Origin of the sequence: Metapseudomonas otitidis (assembly GCF_900111835.1) — a bacterium.
GTDB lineage: Bacteria > Pseudomonadota > Gammaproteobacteria > Pseudomonadales > Pseudomonadaceae > Metapseudomonas > Metapseudomonas otitidis.
Genome location: NZ_FOJP01000006.1, coordinates 81,239 through 97,829, shown reverse-complemented (window position 1 = coordinate 97,829; position 16,591 = coordinate 81,239). Strand labels below are relative to the sequence as shown.

The window sequence follows — 16,591 nt, the reverse complement described above, 5'->3', positions numbered from 1 at the left end:
TTCAGCACCCTCTTGAATGTCGAAGACCGGCAACGCGAGCCCCATAAGCTTCGACATCTGGAGGCAACATGCAAACCATCCAAAACGCCAAAGTCATGGCCAAGCGGCTGCGGGCCCTGCTAGCCACAAGCAGTCACGACATCAGCCACTCCGCCGCCCTCGAACTGGTCGCCCAACAGCTCGGCTACCGCGACTGGAACACCGCCTCGGCCCAGCTTCGCGACGACACCCAGGGCATCGTGTTCGAGCGCAGCATTCCCATCCTGCGGATGTTCGATGAAGGCAAGGCGCGCGAGTTCTACTGCGACTTCCTCGGCTTCTCGGTCGAATTCGAGCATCGCTTCGAGGCGAATCTACCGCTGTACCTGGGTCTGGACCGCGCCGGGCTCAAGCTGCACCTGTCCGAACACCATGGCGACGCCAGCCCAGGCGCCACGATCTTCGTGCCCATGCGCAACATCGCTGCCCTGCATGACGAACTGATCGGCAAGCACTACAGCTACGGCCGGCCAAACATTGTCGAGCAGGACTGGGGGCAGGAGATGCAGGTCCACGACCCGTTCGGCAATCGCATCCGCTTCTGCCAGTACTGAATCGCACTTCGGTCGGGTGGTGGATCCGCCCGGCCATCTGTGTCCGGCCTCAACCGGCGGCTATCGCCTCGTCACGGCTGGCCGAGGGGCTCTGTCCGGTCCAGCGTTTGAAGGCCCGGCGAAAGCCACGCACGTCGCTGTAGCCGAGCGCTTCGGCGATGCGCTCGATGGGCATATCCGGGTTACTTAACAAGCTCATGGCCCGCGCCCGGCGCACCTGTTCCAGCAGGGTTTCGAAGGTGATGCCGTGCTCGCTCAGGCGCCGGCGCAGGGTCCGGCTGCTCATGTTCAGCCCGTGGGCCACGGCGTCTATGGGGCTGCCCTGGGGCAGGTCGCGGGCGATGGCGCGCTCCACGGTCTGCAGGAGGCTGGCCTTCTGCTGCACCTGGGCGCTTTCCAGCTCCAGCAATTGCAGGGCCTGCCGCAGGGCCACCGGCTGGTGGCCGGGCAGCGTCCTGTCCAGCCAGTGGCTGGCGAACACCATGCGGTTGTGCAGGCAACCGAAGTGCAGGTTCGGCCCCAGCAGACGCTGGTACTGCTCGACGTAGGGCGGCGCGCCATGGGTGAACTCGAAGCTCAGGGGCTGGAATTCGGCGCTGGCCAGGGCGCGGTTGTAGACCATCAGGCTGGCGAAGAACTCTTCCACCGCAAACACCTGCACATCGGCGTAGGGCAGCCGGCACACCACCTCCACGAAGCTCTCGGCGGCCCCCTCGTGCAGGCTGTAGACGGCCATGCTGCCAGCGGTGTGCTGGAAACGCAGGCCCACCTCGAAGGCGTCGCGCAGGGTCTTGCACAGCGACAGCACGTGGCCGAGCAGGCCGAGAGTACCGAGCACGTTGCGGTGCCCCACCCACAGCCCCAGCCCCCCTTCCGGGAAGGCCGCGAGGGCGCGCTGGATCAGGGTCGCCGCCTGGCGGTAGGAGATGCGCTGGGCCGGGTCCTGGAGGTCATCGGGGGTGAAGCCCAGGCCACGGCACAGGCGTTCGCTGCTGATGCCCCGGTCGCTCACCACCTCCGCCAGGGTCTGCAGCAGGAAGGGTGAAACCTGGGCCAGATCGTACTGGGCGTCGAGGGGCGTGAGGGTCATGGCAGGCACATCCGAATCCGGCGCCTGAGGGTTCTTGTTGTGGGGCCAGGCGCGCAGGGTGGCCATCATAACGCGTTCGGGATCGACCCAAGAGGGGTTGTAACAGCGTATTGCAGCCTGGCCTTCAATGCCCCCTGCCTGTCCGGCAATGCCCTGCTCCGCCAGGCCGCCAGCGCTTATTCCTATGGCGCCGCCCGAGGGGCCCTCCGGCGGCGTCCACACACAATAACAATGAGCCCCCCCATGAACCCGAACCGTGCCACTTGGCTGCTTCCCTCTGCAGCCGCCCTCGCCATCGCCCTGCCACTGGCCGCCCAGGCCACCGAGAACGGTGTCGACAACATCGGCCCCGGCACCGATGGCTTCTTCGTCCTGCCGCTGGACGTGAACAGCCTTCCGGACCACATGTTCGCCTTCAACCTCTACTACAACCACTACGAGTCTAAGAAGCTGGACATCAGCTCCCTGGGCGGCAAGGTGCCGGAGGTGAAGATCACCTCCGACGCGATCATCCCGCGCCTGGACTACCTCAGTCCGCTGCGGCTGCTGGGCGGCCGGGTCGGTGGCTACGTGGCGCAGCCGTACATGCGCCAGCAGGTGGCGCTGTTCGGCCAGCAGAGCCGCCGCGAAGCCCAGGGCGACACCACCATCGCGCCGCTGATTCTCTGGGACATGGGCAAGGACCTGACCCTGGGCGCCGCCCTGGAGATCACCCTGCCCACCGGCAGCTACGATGCCGCGCGGCCGGCCAACACCGGCAACAACTTCGTCACCTACAAGCCGCTGCTCTCGGCCACCTGGCAGCCCAGCGAGCGCACCGAGCTGTCGGTCAAGGCCACCTACAGCTTCAACAAGGAGAACCCGGACACCGACTACCAGTCCGGCCAGCTGTTCCACTTCGACTACTCCACCAGCTACCGGGTGACCGACAACCTGCGCCTGGGCCTGAACGGCTACTACGTGAAACAGACCACCGACGACAAGCAGTTCGGCCGCACGGTGACCTTCATGGGCGAGGACGTGGACGACGGCGTGCGCGGGCAGGTCTTCGCCATCGGCCCGGCGGTGCACCTGACCTTCCTCAAGTACGCCAGCGTGGAGATGCGCTGGGCCAAGGAGTTCGCCGTGGAGAACCGCCCGGAAGGCGAGATGCTCTGGGCCAAGCTGAACCTGCCGTTCAGCCTCTGAACCTTCCCGGAACGCAGAACCCCAGGCAATGGCCTGGGGTTCTCTCAGTCAGTTGGCGTCGACCGCAGGAGCGAGCGCTGCTCGCAAAGCGCTTCACCCAGGGGTGGCTGACCCTGCGCTCAGCTGTACACCGGCCACTGCTCGACGATGCGCCCGTCACGCACCGCCAGCAGGTCGCCGAACTGCAGGAGGATGGATTCGGACTGGGTCGGCCGCAGGAACACCTGGTCATCCACGGACAGGCCGACAGCGTGGGAGCCATTGATCATTTCCTGGTTGGAACTGCGCCCGTAGAGGCCGTTGAACTGCAGGCCCTTGGGCGACTCCGGCTCGGCCATCCAGTTGCCGCCGTAGATGAAGAAGGTCTCGCGCTGGTTCGGGTCCCACCAGGAGAACAGCGCCGACTTGCCGTCCAGCGCCGGAATGCGCACCGCGCCGGTGCTCTTGAGCACCGGGGTGGCGATGTAGGCCGCCGGCTGGTGCTCCTCCAGGGAGGGCAGGTCGTAGTGGGTGGGCTTGAGCAGTGCCGAGCCCACCGAGACCTCGCTGCTGGTGCGCTCGCGCTCGTGCATGCGGTAGCTGGGGCTGCCGGCGGTGTTCAGGGTCAGGTCCGGGCGCCACAGCGTTGGGTGCCGGGTGCGGGCGTAGTCGACGAAGCCGTCGTACAGCGTCATCACCTTGGCGAAGAGCGCCTCGGGTGAGCCGAGGATGCCGGGCACGCCCATGCCGACGAAGGGGTCGTAGCCCATGAAGCCCGCGAACTCCAGGTGCTGCGGGTTGGCACCGATCAGCTCGAGCATCCGCCCGAGGCCGGCCGTGTCCTGCACGCCGCCCCGGTGCAGCCCCACGTCCAGTTCGATGTTGATGCGCATGCGGATGTTCAGGGCCTTGGCCAGCGCCAGGTACTGCGCCAGTCGCTCGGGGGTGTCGAGCAGCCACTGCAGCTGCCGGGCCGGGTCGAACGGGCCGCGATGAGCCTCGTAGAACAGCTGCGCCGCACGCACCGGCAGGGGCTTGCCGAGCAGGATGTCCGACTCGGGGAAGCGCTCGGCGTCGTGGTTGAGGAAGGGCTGGTGGAACGACATCAGCCGCTGGGTGCCGGCACGCTTGGCGATGTAGTCCAGCAGTTGCGGCGACGGCAGGGACTTCTCCACCAGGCGAAGCGACTTGCCGGCACGACGCACCGACTGCATCACCACGTCGATGTTGTGGTCCAGCCGGTCGAGGTCGATCAGCATCACCGGGTGCATCGGCCCCTGGGCCTTCAGCTCGCGGTTCAGGCGGGCGAAGTAATCGCTGTACGGGGCGCCCTTGTCGGCCGGCCGCAGCCAGGCGCCGACACCGGCGAGCAATACGCCGGCACCGGCCGTGCCGACGAGGAATTTGCGACGGTTCATGGCTTCTCCTTGTTATCCGGCCACGCCGAGGATCGAGGACAGGTGCGCATTGAGGAACTTGCCGCTCGGGTCCAGCGCCTGGCGCACCTCGGTGAATTCCTTCCAGCGCGGGTAGAGCGCCTGCAGGGTGCGCGCGTTGAGCGTGTGCAGCTTGCCCCAGTGCGGCCGGCCGGCGTACTTCCAGAAGATCGGTTCGACGGCGGCGAAGAAGTTGTGGTGGTCCATGCTGTAGTGCTGGTGCACGGAGATGGAGCAGCTGTCGCGGCCCTCGAACATGCTCAGGGGGATGTCGTCGGCCTTCACGTAGCGGTACTCGATGGGGAACCAGGTGCGCAGGTCCTTGTCGCGGATCAGCGCGAGGATCTCCCGCAGGCAGGCTGGGCCATGCTCGGCGGGCACCGAGTACTCCATCTCGTTGAAGCGCACGTTGCGCACGTTGGCGTAGATCTCGTGGGAGTCGCCGACCCGGTCGTCGAAGCTGGCGATGTGGCGCAGGCTGTTGAGCAGCGCGCGGCGTGCGGCGGGGAAGTCGCTGCCGTACTTGTCGAGGTTCTCGATGATCTTCACGAAGCCGTTGCCGCCCTCCTCCTCCGGGTCCAGCGGTGGCGTGGCCGGGTCGGTGGTCTCGTTGAGGGCGACGGACAGCGCGTAGTCGGAATGGGTGATCACCAGCATCTCCCAGTGCTGGTTGTCGCGGGTGAGGTTGCCCACGTCCTCCAGCAGTTCCTCGGTGCTGGCGATCCACTGCTTCTCGCGCAGGCGATAGGCCTCGCGGTTCTGCAGGCGCACCCGCGTCGCCACGCCCAGGGCCCCCAGGGACACCCGCGCGGCGTTGAACACCTCGGGGTGGCGCTGGGCGTCGCAGTCCAGCACCTCGCCGCTGGCGGTCACCAGTTGCAGGCCGGTGACCTGTGAGGAATAGGAGCCGAAGCCGACGCCGGTGCCGTGGGTCGAGGTGGCGATCGCCCCGGCCAGGGTCTGGTAGTCGATGTCGGCCATGTTCGGCAGCGCCTGGCCGACCGTCTGCAGCGCCGGCCCCATCAGGGACATCGGCGTGCCGGCGGCGAACTCCGCCTGCAGGGTGGCCGGGTCATGGGCGAGCAGGCCGTTGAAGTAGGCCAGCGACACCAGGGTGCCGTCGGTGGGCACCAGGGCGCTGAAGGAGTGGGCCGAGCCCACCGGGCGGACCTTGCCTTCGGCCTGGCGGATGACCTGGACCAGCTCGTCCAGGCTCTGCGGGGCGAGGCGTGCCTGGGGCAGGCAGCTCTGCCCACCGGACCAGTTGCGCCAGGGGATCAGCCGGGGCGCGCGGGCCAGTTCCGCCAGCGCCGGGGTGCAGGCCAGCGCGGTGAAGGCGCCGGCGACGCCGGCCCGTTGCAGCAGCTGGCGTCGGGTGAGGTTCATAGCCATGGGGGACGCCTTATTCGAGGTGCTGACCGGACATGAAGGAAATCAGCGCCAGGAACTGTTCTTCCGAGCACTGCATGCACATGCCCATCGGTGGCATGCCCTTGAAGCCGTTGATGCTGTGGTCCAGCAGGCTGTCGGTGCCTTGGGCGACACGCGGCGCCCAGGCGGCGGCGTCACCGCTCTGCGGCGCCCCGGAGGCGGGGTTGGCGTGGCACAGCTTGCAGCTGGTGTCATAGACCTTGGCCAGGGCCGGGTCGGCCGGTGCCAGGGTGGCGGCGTTCTGCGGCGCGGCCGGCTTGGCCTCTTCGCCACAGCCGCCGAGCAGCCCGGCCAGGGCCAGCAGGGCGGGAATCAGCAGGTTCGCGGGTTTCGGCATCGCACTCCCCTCTTCTACCGTGCCAGGCGGCACGGCGCTTGTTGTGGTGGGTAGCGCGCCACGTTACGCCAGGTGCCTCCGGGCGCTGAGGGCATTGGCGGACAGCGAGGGGGCTTGGCAGGACAGCGCGATGATCGCGCCGGAAACCACAGGGTGCGGAAGTGCCTCAGCCGAGGGTCTTGGTCATCTCGCGGGTGGCTGCCCAGCCGAGGGCCTGGTACACCGGGCGGCCGACCTCGGTGGCGTGCAGCACGGCGAAGCCCAGGCCGCGCCGGGCGAACTCGGCTTCCGCCAGCTTCATCAGCGCCGTCGCCAGCCCCCGACGCCGGTAGGCCGGCTCGACGTAAACGTTGAGCACGTAGCCGCGCTGCTCCTGGGTCGGGTGGGCCGGGTGCGGTGGCCAGTCGATGCTCATCAGGCCGATGCCAGCCGCCGGGCTGCCCTCGTCCATCACCATGAAGCCGTAGTAGCGGCCGTCCTCCAGGCGCACCCGCAGCCAGGGGCGGAAGTGCTCGGTCATCACCCGCAGCGCAGCCGGATCACCTCCGGCTTCGAGGAACATCGCCTCGCGGTGCCTGCAGATCAGTTCCAGGTCGTCCGGTACCAGCTGCCGTACCTGCAGCCCACCGAAATCGCTTGCCTCGATACCCTCTTCCATCGCCCTATCCTCCCTGGTTGAGCGCCGATCCTAGGGGCATCGCGTGCCATGGCATAGGCACAGATCGAGGTGGGAAAGGCCATACACCCGACGGGATGGAACCTGCCGGGGACAAGGACGGGTCGAACCCAGGTGGACTGATGAAACAGGAGGGTAGGAGATGGAACGATTCACCGGAGGCTGCCTGTGTGGCGACCTGCGCCTGGTGGCGGAGGGTCGGCCGTACCGGGTCGGGCTGTGCCACTGCCTGGACTGCCGCAAGCATCACGGGGCGCTGTTCCATGCCTCGGCGATCTTCCCCGAGGCGGCGGTGACCCTCGAAGGGACCGCCCACGCCTACGCAGGCCGGCATTTCTGCCCCCGGTGCGGGTCATCGGTGTTCAACCGTTCGGGCGATGAGGTGGAGGTCAACCTGGGGGCGCTGGACGCGCCCGACCAATTGATGCCGACCTACGAGAGCTGGGTGATCCGACGCGAGTCCTGGCTGCCGGCCTTCCCACTGGCCAGGCACTACTCCCAGGATCGCGACCCGACCAGCCGCTACGAGGACTGACGGCACGCACCGCCACATCTCCGCACGGCTGGCGTACGGCAGCGGCTAGAAGGTGTAGGCGATGCCGGCCTGTACGGTGCGCGGCGCGCCGGGGTAGGCATAGAGGTTGAAGGCGCCCTCCTCGTACTCCTCGTTGAGCAGGTTCTTCACGTCCAGGTTCAGACGTACCTGCGGCGTCAGTTGGTAGAAGCTGAGCAGGTCGACGACGGTATAGCCCTTCATCACATAGGTGCTGGAGGAGGTCTGCCCGGCGCGGTCGTCCACGTAGCGCACGCCGGCACCCAGGCCCAGGCCCTTGGCGGCGCCGTCCTGGAACTCGTAGACGTTGAGCAGGCTGAAGCTGTTGCGCGGGATATTGGCCAGGCGGGTACCCTTCTTCAGGCTGTTGTCGCGGGTCACCTCGGCATCGACAAAGGCGTAGCCGCCGGTCATGCGCCACTCAGGGGTGAGGTTGCCGGCGATGTTGAGGTCGAAGCCACGGCTGCGTACTTCGCCGGCGGCAACGCTGAAGGCAGAATCCAGGGGATCGAGGGTGAGCACGTTCTGCTTGACGATGTGGTAGATGGCCGCGTCGACGCTGAGCTGCTGGTCCGGCGACTCCCACTTCAGGCCCACCTCGTAGGCCTTGCCTTCCTCAGGATTGAAGCCATCGCCCTGGCGACTCGCACCGGTGTTGGGCTTGAAGGACTTCGACGCGTTGGCATACAGCGCCAGGCTATCGGTGAGGTCGTAGATCACCCCCAGGCGCGGGGTGGTGGCGGTGTCCGCCGTGCTCCAGTCGCGGCTGCCTGGCAGACGGTTGTCGTAATCGTGCTCGTAGCGCTCCACACGTACGCCCGCCAGCACCTTGAAGCGTTCGGTGAGGGCGACCTGGTCCTGGACGAACGCCGCCCAGGTGGTGAGGTTTTCCTTGTCGTGGGTGGTCACGCGGGTCAGTGCCGGACGTGCCTGGCCGGTGGCGGGGTTGAAGATGTCCACGGTGTAGTCGCCGGTCGAACCGCCGGAGCGGCGGATGATGGACCTGTAGTGGTAGTCCTCGTATTCCACGCCAGTCAGCAGGGTGTGTGCCAGGCCGAAGGTGTCGAAGTGGCCAGTGAGGTTGAGCTGGTAGTCGCGGTCGCTCCAGTCCAGCTTGCGGTAGTTGAAGTTGCGCCCCAGGGTGCGCCCGTCAGCCTGCAGCCCGTTGGCTTCGATGGCGTTGCCCTGCAGGGTGCCGTTGAGGTCCTGCACGCCGCCAGCGAGGGTCCAGTCGGCGTTGAGGGCATGCTCGAAGCGCAGTTGCAGCATGTCGTTGTCGTTGTGCAGCCGGTTGTCACTGCCCGAGCCCCAGGCATTGGTGTCGCGAGAGGGGTTACCGGCCTGGTTGGGGTAGCGGGTCAGGCCCCGGTCGAGGGGATGGTTGTTGCGCATCAGGTCGGCTTCGAGGGTGATGCGCGTGTCGTCGGTGGCCTGCCAGCTGATGACCGGCGCCACGTCGTAGCGCTCGCTCTCGACGTTGTCGCGGAAGCTGTCGCCCCCCTCCCCCAGCAGGTTCAGGCGGTAGGTCACGCGGCCTTCCTCGTCGAATGCGCCAGTGGTGTCCAGGGTGCTGCGGTACAGGCCCTGGTCGGTAACCTGCGCGCCGAGCGTGGTCTTGCGCTCGGCCTGGGGCTGCTTGGTCACCACGTTGAAGGTGCCGCCCGGATCGCCACGGCCATAGAGGCTCGACGCCGGCCCGCGCAGGACTTCAAGGCGCTCGATGGTGTTGGCGTCCGGCGCATTGGGATAACCCCGGTTGATGGGGAAGCCATTGCGATAGAACTCGCCGGTGGTGAAGCCGCGCACGGTAAAGGTGGTCAGCCCCTGGCCCCCGAAGTTATTGGCGCGACCGACGCCACCGGCGTAGTCCAGCGCCTCCTGCAGGCGCGTTGCCCCGGTGTCCTCGACCACGTCGCGGGGGACCACGGTCACCGACTGCGGGGTTTCATGCAAGGCCGTATCGGTGCGCGTGGCGCTGGCTGACCGGGTCGCCTTGTAGCCCTTCACCGGCCCATCCGCGCGCTCCCATGCTTCAGCCTGGGCATCGATGTTCAGGGCATTGAGTTCCAGCGAACCGGTGCCGTCGGCGGAGAGTGGTGGTTCGGCACTGAAAGCGGGGGCGGCAGCCTGGAGCAGGCAGAGGGACAGAAGGGTACGGCGCATCGAAAGGCGGTTCCTTGCAAGACGAGGTGAAGGTAGTTGTAGGAATGCGCCGCACGCTATCACAAATGACAAGCTTTATCATTCGCAAACAATACCTTGTCCTACAAAATCTTCTTGCCCGGGCGCTACCAGCGAGCCGCCCAACCCTTCAAGGGTGGCTCGCTGACAAAGACCAGCGCGCCCTCACTTGCACGCCTTCAAATTCACCGCCCCCACGAAGTGGTTGCCGTGTCCCATCACACAGGCCACGCGCTGGTTGCGGTTCCGCTCCCAGGCTTCCACCGGGTACTGCTTGTTCCAGGCGGTGTAGAGCTGGCGGTCCTGCTTGGACAGGCGCAGGCCGTAGCGTTCGCTCATGTAGAAGTAGGTGCGCGCGATCATCCCGCGGATCTGCTGGCGCGGCATGGCCTTGCGTGCCTTGAAGTCCACCACCATCGGGCAGGCGCCGTACTGGCTGGGCGCCTGGGGCAGCCAGCCGAAACCGTAGTTGCTGCGGTCGCCGTTCACCTCGCCGATGCTCGGCACCAGGTTGTGCAGGTCGGCTTCGGCCCGGCGGTAGGCGTCATCGTGACGGGCGCAGTTCTCGCGGCCGCCGTTCTGCCAGCACTTGCGCTGGTGGCCGATGACCCAGGCCGGGACGATGTGCTCCCACTCGATGCGGCTGGCGCGTTTGGCATTGGTCCGCGGGACGTAGCCACAGCTCTTGAGGTCCACCTTGTTGCCGCTGTAGCGGCAGCCGCAATAGAACTCGACAGGGTGGGAAGCGTAGAGCTTCCAGGCGGCTTTCTTGGCTTCCTGGAAGGTGCGCGGCGCGGTGGCCTGGGCGGTACCGGCCAGCAGGAGGGAGAGCAGCAGGACGAAACGGATCATGGATCAGGGGATTCCCGTACAGCGTGGAGAGGCACTCACTGACAGCGGTTCTTCATCGGAGTTTTGTTGCCAGGGGATGAGTTCAACGAGTATATGTATATTCATACAGTATTCAATGAGAATCGTCCGATGATGCCTTCAGCCCCCATGCCCTTGCCAAAACCGCTGTCACAAATCCCTGGGATGATCCGTTCCCGGAAACACCCGCTGCCGCTGCGCGTTGCCGGCGGTCCGGACAACCCTGCACCACGCCGGCCGGCTGGAAGCCGCCATGGGGCGCGGTGCCTGCACTGATGAGGAGAACAGGGATGGTCGACGTGATGCAGTTGAAGTACACGGTCAACCGCATGGCGGTGTCCGAAGTACGCGAAGCGGTGGACGAACTGCTGCTGGAGGGGCTGGTGACCGACGGCAAGACGCCCTTCACCCGGGTGCACTTCAACACCTGCCTGGCGGAGATCGAGGCGCTGTTCCAGCGGGCGGGCTACCACCGGCCGCTGGACGTGGTGGGCTACCAGGGGCTGGTGTATGCGCTGTTCGACCCGACCCGCTGGGAGCCGGTGGAGGTGCTGCGCTGGCTGAAGGACTACGTGGAGAACGCCCAGGCCTGCCGCTCCCTGGCACGCACCGCCGACGAGCTCAGCGCCGCTGGGCGTACGCCGTGAACAGGCCGCTGCCGACGATGATGGCGATGCCAACCACGCCGATGGCATCCGGCGCGTGGTCGAAGAGCAGGTAGCCGAGCAACCCGGCGAAGACGATCTGCCCGTAGCTGAACGGTGCCAGCAAGGCCGGCGAGGCATACCGGAACGCCTGGGTCAGCAGCATGTGCCCGCCCATGCCGCAGGCGCCCAGGGCCAGCATCAGCAGGCCGTGGCCGGTGGTGGTGGGCAGGCTCCAGAAGAACGGCACCAGGGTGCTCATGATCAGGGTGTTGGTGAGGCCGGTTATGAAGTTGGTGGTGGCCGGGCTGTCGTAGCGCGAGAGGATGCGCGTCAGCAACTGGTAGAAGGCGAAGCACACCGCAGCCGAAACCGGCAGGAGCACCGCCGGGGTGAACAGCGCGCCCCCGGGCCGCACGATCAGCAGCACCCCACCCAGCCCCAGCAGGACCGCCACCCATTGCCCGCGGGTGACGCGCTCCTTCAGCAGTGGCACCGACAACGCCGTGACCAGCAGCGGCGCCAGGAAGATCACCGAGGTCGCCTCCGCCAGGGGGATGTAGCGCAACCCGGTGGTGAACAGCAGGCTCACCCCGATCAGGCACAACGCCCGCGCCACCTGCAGCCCGGGGCGCTTCGCCCGCAGCACCCGCAAGCCCTGCTGCGGCAGCAGGTAGCCGGCCAACAGCAGCGTGTGCACCAGGTAGCGCACCCACACCACCATGATGATCGGGTAGAAGGCCGACAGGTATTTGGAGATGGCGTCGTGGCTGGAGAACAGGAAGATCGCCACGCAGATCAGCAGGATGCCCTTCAAGGGCTCCTCGCGGCGCAGCGATGGGGTACTGGGGCTCATGCGGGGTTCCGGGCAGTCTGCGGCCGATATGTTTAGCAGACTAATGATGAGGCGGCTCAGAAAATAGCGACTTGAGCGACCGACCTCAACTCAGCGCGACCGGTCTGGGGTTATCCTAGCCGCCCCTCCCCGACCCCGCCCGGCCCGATGAACCCCGAAGACCTCCTGCTGCTGGTGACCCGCGAGATGCCCTACGGCAAGTACAAGGGCCGCCTGATCGCCGACCTGCCCGGCCACTACCTCAACTGGTTCGCCCGCGAGGGCTTCCCCAAGGGCGAGATCGGCCGCCTGCTGGCCCTGATGCAGGAGATCGACCACAACGGCCTCAAGCCGCTGCTGGAGCCCCTGCGCCAGAAACGGCGCCGACCCCAGGCAGGTGCAACCAACTCGGACTAGTATGGAAACGCGCCCCTCGCCGCGTTTTCCCGACGACCGGTTGCACCTCCACAGGCATCGCGCAACCCCGCGCGCACCGAGGCGGTGCGGGGTTTCCCAGGCTTGCTGGAGACAGCGAAATATCAAGGTTGCACCTGGTTGCACCCCGACTTCGGCACAGCTACTCTTGGCGCCGCAATCCGCCGTGCCGACCACGGCAGCTGACGAGGACAAGAAATGGCCACCACCACTACCCTTGGCGTGAAACTCGATGAGGCGACCCGCGAGCGTCTCAAGGAAGCCGCCCGCCGCATCGACCGCACGCCCCACTGGCTGATCAAGCAAGCGATCTACAGCTACCTCGAGACCCTCGAGAGCGGCACCACCCTGCCGGAGCTGCAAAGCATCGCCGCGCGCCTGGCCGAGGGCGACAGTGAAGCGGTGGAGGCCCTCCTCGACCCGGTCTACCAGCCCTTCCTCGAATTCGCCGAGAGCATCCTCCCGCAGTCGGTCCTGCGCGCCGCGATCACCGCCGCCTACCGCCGCCCCGAGGAAGAAGTGGTGCCCATGCTGCTGGAGCAGGCCCGCCTGCCCGCCGAGATGGCCGAAGCCACCTACAAGCTCGCCTACGGCATCGCCGAGAAGCTGCGCAACCAGAAGAGCGCCGGCGGCCGTGCCGGCCTGGTGCAGGGCCTGCTGCAGGAGTTCTCCCTGTCCTCCCAGGAAGGCGTGGCGCTGATGTGCCTGGCCGAAGCCCTGCTGCGCATCCCGGACAAGGGCACCCGTGATGCCCTGATCCGCGACAAGATCAGCAACGGCAACTGGCAGCAGCACCTGGGCCAGAGCCCGTCGATGTTCGTCAACGCCGCCTCCTGGGGCCTGCTGATCACCGGCAAGCTGGTGTCCACCCACAACGAAGCCGGCCTCTCCAGCTCGCTGAACCGCATCATCGGCAAGAGCGGCGAACCGCTGATCCGCAAGGGCGTGGACATGGCCATGCGCCTGATGGGCGAGCAGTTCGTCACCGGCGAAACCATCGCCGAGGCCCTGGCCAACGCCAACAAGTTCGAATCCAAGGGCTTCCGCTACTCCTACGACATGCTCGGCGAAGCCGCGCTGACCGAAGAGGACGCCCAGCGCTACTACGCCTCCTACGAGCAGGCCATCCACTCCATCGGCAAGGCCTCCCACGGTCGCGGCATCTACGAAGGCCCGGGCATCTCCATCAAGCTCTCCGCCCTGCACCCGCGCTACAGCCGCGCCCAGTACGAGCGCGTGATGGACGAGCTGTACCCGCGCGTGCTGGCCCTGACCCTGCTGGCCAAGCAGTACGACATCGGCCTGAACATCGACGCCGAGGAAGCCGACCGCCTGGAAATCTCCCTCGACCTGCTGGAGCGCATGTGCTTCGAGCCGGGCCTGAAGGGCTGGAACGGCATCGGTTTCGTCATCCAGGCGTACCAGAAGCGCTGCCCGTACGTGATCGACTACGTCATCGACCTGGCCCGCCGCAGCCGTCACCGCCTGATGATTCGCCTGGTCAAGGGCGCCTACTGGGACAGCGAGATCAAGCGCGCCCAGGTCGACGGCCTGGAAGGCTTCCCGGTCTACACCCGCAAGGTCTACACCGACGTGTCCTACGTGGCCTGCGCGCGCAAGCTGCTGGCCGTGCCGGACGCCATCTACCCGCAGTTCGCCACCCACAACGCCCACACCCTCTCGGCCATCTACCACATCGCCGGGCAGAACTATTACCCGGGCCAGTACGAGTTCCAGTGCCTGCACGGCATGGGCGAACCGCTGTACGAGCAAGTGGTGGGCAAGATCGCCGACGGCAAGCTGAACCGCCCCTGCCGCATCTACGCCCCGGTGGGCACCCATGAAACGCTGCTGGCCTACCTGGTGCGTCGCCTGCTGGAAAACGGCGCCAACACCTCGTTCGTCAACCGCATCGCCGACAGCTCCATCTCCATCAAACAACTGGTGGAAGACCCGGTTGCCAGTATCGAAGCCATGGCCGCTGCCGAAGGCACCCTCGGCAAACCGCACCCGCGCATCCCCCTGCCCCGTGACCTGTACGGCGCCGGCCGGGTGAACTCCAGCGGCATCGACCTGGCCAACGAGCACCGCCTGGGCTCCCTCTCCAGCGCCCTGCTCGGCAGTGGCCATGCCGACTGGCGCGCCCGCCCGATGCTGGGCTGCCCGGTCTCCGAAGGCGAGAGCCTGCCGGTGCTCAACCCGGCCGACCGCCGCGACGTCGTCGGCCACGTGCAGAACGCCAGCCTCGAAGACGTCGGCAACGCCGTGCTCGCCTCGCTGACCGCCGCCCCCATCTGGCAGGCCACCCCGCCGGTGGAGCGCGCCGCCGCCCTGGACCGCGCCGCCGACCTGATGGAGGCCGAGATCCAGCCGCTGATGGGCCTGCTGTGCCGCGAGGCCGGCAAGACCTTCGCCAACGCCATCGCCGAAGTGCGCGAGGCCGTGGACTTCCTGCGCTACTACGCCGCCCAGGCCCGCCACGACTTCGCCAACGACAGCCACCGCCCGCTGGGCCCGGTGGTCTGCATCAGCCCGTGGAACTTCCCCCTGGCGATCTTCACCGGCCAGGTGGTCGCCGCGCTGGCTGCCGGCAACACCGTGCTGGCCAAGCCCGCCGAGCAGACCCCGCTGGTGGCCGCCCAGGCCGTGCGCATCCTGCTGCAGGCCGGCATCCCCGAAGGCGCCGTGCAGCTGCTGCCGGGTGAAGGCCACACCGTGGGCGCCGCCCTGGTGAACGACGAGCGCGTCAAAGGCGTGATGTTCACCGGCTCCACCGAAGTCGCCGGCATCCTCGCCCGCAACGTCGCCGGCCGCCTGGACGCCCAGGGTCGCCCGATCCCGCTGATCGCCGAGACCGGCGGCCAGAACGCCATGATCGTCGACTCCTCCGCCCTGCTGGAGCAGGTGGTCAACGACGTGGTCGCCTCCGCCTTCGACAGCGCCGGCCAGCGCTGCTCCGCCCTGCGCGTGCTGTGCCTGCAGGAAGACGTGGCCGACCGCGCACTGGAGATGCTCAAGGGCGCCATGGCCGAATGCCGCCTGGGCAACCCGGACAACATCATCGTCGACATCGGCCCGGTGATCGACGCCGAAGCCAAGGCCGGTATCGACCGCCACATCGAAGCCATGCGCAAGAAAGGCCGCCACGTCTACCAGGTCGCCCGCACCGAAGGCGACGTGATGAGCCGCGGCACCTTCGTCATGCCGACCCTGATCGAACTGGAAGGCCTGGATGAGCTGGAGCGCGAAGTGTTCGGCCCGGTGCTGCACGTGCTGCGCTACAAGCGCGAGAACCTGGACCAGCTGCTGGACCAGATCAACGCCACCGGCTACGGCCTGACCCTGGGCGTGCACACCCGCATCGACGAAACCATCGCCAAGGTGGTGGACAAGGCCCACGCCGGCAACCTCTACGTCAACCGCAACATGGTCGGCGCCGTGGTCGGCGTGCAGCCCTTCGGCGGTGAAGGCCTCTCCGGCACCGGCCCGAAAGCCGGCGGCCCGCTGTACATGTACCGCCTGCTCGCCACCCGCCCGGACGATGCGGTCACCCGCACCTTCCAGCGCCTCGACGAGCAACAGGCCGACGCCGGTCTGCGCACGCTCCAGGAAGAGCGCCAGGGCAAACCGCTGGCCGCCCTCAAGGAGTGGGCCGCGAAGGAAGGCCGTGGCGAGCTGGCCAGCCTCTGCGACCGCTTCGCCGAGCTGTCCCAGAGCGGCCTGAGCCGCACCCTCCCCGGCCCGACCGGCGAGCGCAACACTTACCTGCTGCTGCCCCGCGAGAACGTGCTGGGCCTGGCCGACGACGAAGCCGACCTGCTGGTCCAGCTGGCGGGCGCGCTGTCGGTGGGCAACCGCGTGGTCTGGCAGGACGGCGAAGTGACCAAGGCCCTGCGCGCGAAACTGCCGAAGGCGGTTCAGTCGCGCATCCAGCTGGTCGCCGATTGGAAGAGCGAGGACGTGGCGTTCGACGCCGTGCTGCACCACGGTGATTCCGATCAGCTGCGCGAGATCTGCCAGCAGGTCGCCGCCCGCAAGGGCGCGATCATCGGCGTCCAGGGCCTGTCCCGTGGGGAAACCGCCGTACCGCTGGAGCGCCTGCTGATCGAACGCTCCCTCAGCGTCAACACCGCCGCCGCCGGCGGCAACGCCAGCCTGATGACCATCGGCTGACGCCCCGGGCCGCCTCGCGGCCCAACGGCCCGCGCTTCCACAAGAAGCCGGGCCGTCCGGTTCCCGGCCTTGCGCCGGGCACCTTCCCAGCCGGCGGCCCGTCCCGCCACCCGCCCCCAGGGCACGAGAGCGACGCCACAAGCGTCGCTCTTTTTTTGCCTGGGATTCTT

General features: G+C 67.3%; 14 protein-coding genes. 6 read left to right on the top strand and 8 right to left on the bottom strand.

Annotation, left to right across the window (positions count from 1 at the left end; all coding sequences use genetic code 11):
• Window positions 1–68: 68 nt before the first annotated feature.
• Complete coding sequence (locus BM198_RS09080; RefSeq protein ID WP_044412673.1) at window positions 69–593, top strand: glyoxalase superfamily protein; 525 nt, start codon at window positions 69–71, stop codon at window positions 591–593.
• Between the two features lie 49 nt (window positions 594–642).
• On the opposite strand, the gene BM198_RS09075 is transcribed toward BM198_RS09080, so the two are convergent.
• Entirely contained in the window at window positions 643–1,683 is a 1,041-nt protein-coding gene (locus tag BM198_RS09075; RefSeq protein WP_074969632.1) for an AraC family transcriptional regulator, read from the bottom strand.
• Window positions 1,684–1,926: 243 nt separating this feature from the next.
• Here BM198_RS09075 and BM198_RS09070 point away from each other — a divergent pair, with 243 nt between their 5' ends.
• On the top strand, window positions 1,927–2,871 hold the full coding sequence (locus BM198_RS09070; RefSeq protein ID WP_074969370.1) for a SphA family protein: 945 nt from the start codon (window positions 1,927–1,929) through the stop codon (window positions 2,869–2,871).
• A gap of 119 nt (window positions 2,872–2,990) precedes the next feature.
• On the opposite strand, the gene BM198_RS09065 is transcribed toward BM198_RS09070, so the two are convergent.
• The 4 genes from BM198_RS09065 to BM198_RS09050 all read right to left on the bottom strand — a co-directional run bounded on the left by BM198_RS09065 (window position 2,991) and on the right by BM198_RS09050 (window position 6,712).
• Complete coding sequence (locus tag BM198_RS09065) at window positions 2,991–4,268, bottom strand: DSD1 family PLP-dependent enzyme (RefSeq protein ID WP_074969367.1); 1,278 nt, start codon at window positions 4,266–4,268, stop codon at window positions 2,991–2,993.
• 12 nt (window positions 4,269–4,280) lie between these two features.
• Window positions 4,281–5,678: a D-arabinono-1,4-lactone oxidase gene (locus tag BM198_RS09060; protein WP_074969365.1), complete on the bottom strand. Its 1,398-nt coding sequence runs from the start codon at window positions 5,676–5,678 to the stop codon at window positions 4,281–4,283.
• A 10-nt stretch (window positions 5,679–5,688) separates the two neighbouring features.
• Entirely contained in the window at window positions 5,689–6,054 is a 366-nt protein-coding gene (locus BM198_RS09055) for a c-type cytochrome (protein ID WP_044412685.1), read from the bottom strand.
• A 166-nt stretch (window positions 6,055–6,220) separates the two neighbouring features.
• A complete protein-coding gene (locus BM198_RS09050) occupies window positions 6,221–6,712 on the bottom strand; it encodes a GNAT family N-acetyltransferase (RefSeq protein ID WP_074969362.1) in 492 nt (163 codons plus the stop codon).
• A gap of 160 nt (window positions 6,713–6,872) precedes the next feature.
• On the opposite strand from BM198_RS09050, the gene BM198_RS09045 reads away from it, so the two are divergent.
• The gene (locus tag BM198_RS09045) at window positions 6,873–7,265 is read left to right on the top strand and encodes a GFA family protein (RefSeq protein ID WP_074969360.1); all 393 of its coding nucleotides are present in this window, start codon (window positions 6,873–6,875) and stop codon (window positions 7,263–7,265) included.
• A 45-nt stretch (window positions 7,266–7,310) separates the two neighbouring features.
• Here BM198_RS09045 and BM198_RS09040 read toward each other — a convergent pair whose 3' ends face one another.
• Window positions 7,311–9,446, bottom strand: a complete 2,136-nt coding sequence (locus tag BM198_RS09040) for a TonB-dependent siderophore receptor (protein ID WP_074969358.1) — start codon at window positions 9,444–9,446, stop codon at window positions 7,311–7,313.
• Window positions 9,447–9,629: 183 nt separating this feature from the next.
• Complete coding sequence (locus BM198_RS09035) at window positions 9,630–10,316, bottom strand: endonuclease (protein WP_074969356.1); 687 nt, start codon at window positions 10,314–10,316, stop codon at window positions 9,630–9,632.
• Window positions 10,317–10,624: 308 nt separating this feature from the next.
• On the opposite strand from BM198_RS09035, the gene BM198_RS09030 reads away from it, so the two are divergent.
• Window positions 10,625–10,981 (top strand): hypothetical protein, encoded by a 357-nt coding sequence (locus BM198_RS09030; RefSeq protein WP_044412697.1) that lies wholly within the window; start codon window positions 10,625–10,627, stop codon window positions 10,979–10,981.
• On the opposite strand, the gene BM198_RS09025 is transcribed toward BM198_RS09030, so the two are convergent.
• Entirely contained in the window at window positions 10,956–11,834 is an 879-nt protein-coding gene (locus BM198_RS09025) for a DMT family transporter (RefSeq protein ID WP_044412698.1), read from the bottom strand. The two genes, BM198_RS09030 and BM198_RS09025, sit on opposite strands and share 26 nt — an antisense overlap.
• A gap of 147 nt (window positions 11,835–11,981) precedes the next feature.
• Here BM198_RS09025 and BM198_RS09020 point away from each other — a divergent pair, with 147 nt between their 5' ends.
• Window positions 11,982–12,230, top strand: a complete 249-nt coding sequence (locus tag BM198_RS09020) for a DUF3820 family protein (protein ID WP_044412700.1) — start codon at window positions 11,982–11,984, stop codon at window positions 12,228–12,230.
• 216 nt (window positions 12,231–12,446) lie between these two features.
• Window positions 12,447–16,421 (top strand): trifunctional transcriptional regulator/proline dehydrogenase/L-glutamate gamma-semialdehyde dehydrogenase, encoded by a 3,975-nt coding sequence (putA, locus tag BM198_RS09015; RefSeq protein WP_044412702.1) that lies wholly within the window; start codon window positions 12,447–12,449, stop codon window positions 16,419–16,421.
• Window positions 16,422–16,591 lie beyond the last annotated feature (170 nt).

What these genes read in the sequence shown, in the direction of transcription:
- BM198_RS09050 (WP_074969362.1), bottom strand. Translation starts at nt 6,712, where the DNA reads ATGGAAGAGGGTATCGAGGCAAGCGATTTCGGTGGGCTGCAGGTACGG.
- BM198_RS09040 (WP_074969358.1), bottom strand. Translation starts at nt 9,446, where the DNA reads ATGCGCCGTACCCTTCTGTCCCTCTGCCTGCTCCAGGCTGCCGCCCCC.
- BM198_RS09070 (WP_074969370.1), top strand. Translation starts at nt 1,927, where the DNA reads ATGAACCCGAACCGTGCCACTTGGCTGCTTCCCTCTGCAGCCGCCCTC.
- BM198_RS09060 (WP_074969365.1), bottom strand. Translation starts at nt 5,678, where the DNA reads ATGGCTATGAACCTCACCCGACGCCAGCTGCTGCAACGGGCCGGCGTC.
- BM198_RS09025 (WP_044412698.1), bottom strand. Translation starts at nt 11,834, where the DNA reads ATGAGCCCCAGTACCCCATCGCTGCGCCGCGAGGAGCCCTTGAAGGGC.
- BM198_RS09075 (WP_074969632.1), bottom strand. Translation starts at nt 1,683, where the DNA reads ATGACCCTCACGCCCCTCGACGCCCAGTACGATCTGGCCCAGGTTTCA.
- putA (WP_044412702.1), top strand. Translation starts at nt 12,447, where the DNA reads ATGGCCACCACCACTACCCTTGGCGTGAAACTCGATGAGGCGACCCGC.
- BM198_RS09045 (WP_074969360.1), top strand. Translation starts at nt 6,873, where the DNA reads ATGGAACGATTCACCGGAGGCTGCCTGTGTGGCGACCTGCGCCTGGTG.
- BM198_RS09030 (WP_044412697.1), top strand. Translation starts at nt 10,625, where the DNA reads ATGGTCGACGTGATGCAGTTGAAGTACACGGTCAACCGCATGGCGGTG.
- BM198_RS09035 (WP_074969356.1), bottom strand. Translation starts at nt 10,316, where the DNA reads ATGATCCGTTTCGTCCTGCTGCTCTCCCTCCTGCTGGCCGGTACCGCC.
- BM198_RS09065 (WP_074969367.1), bottom strand. Translation starts at nt 4,268, where the DNA reads ATGAACCGTCGCAAATTCCTCGTCGGCACGGCCGGTGCCGGCGTATTG.
- BM198_RS09020 (WP_044412700.1), top strand. Translation starts at nt 11,982, where the DNA reads ATGAACCCCGAAGACCTCCTGCTGCTGGTGACCCGCGAGATGCCCTAC.
- BM198_RS09080 (WP_044412673.1), top strand. Translation starts at nt 69, where the DNA reads ATGCAAACCATCCAAAACGCCAAAGTCATGGCCAAGCGGCTGCGGGCC.
- BM198_RS09055 (WP_044412685.1), bottom strand. Translation starts at nt 6,054, where the DNA reads ATGCCGAAACCCGCGAACCTGCTGATTCCCGCCCTGCTGGCCCTGGCC.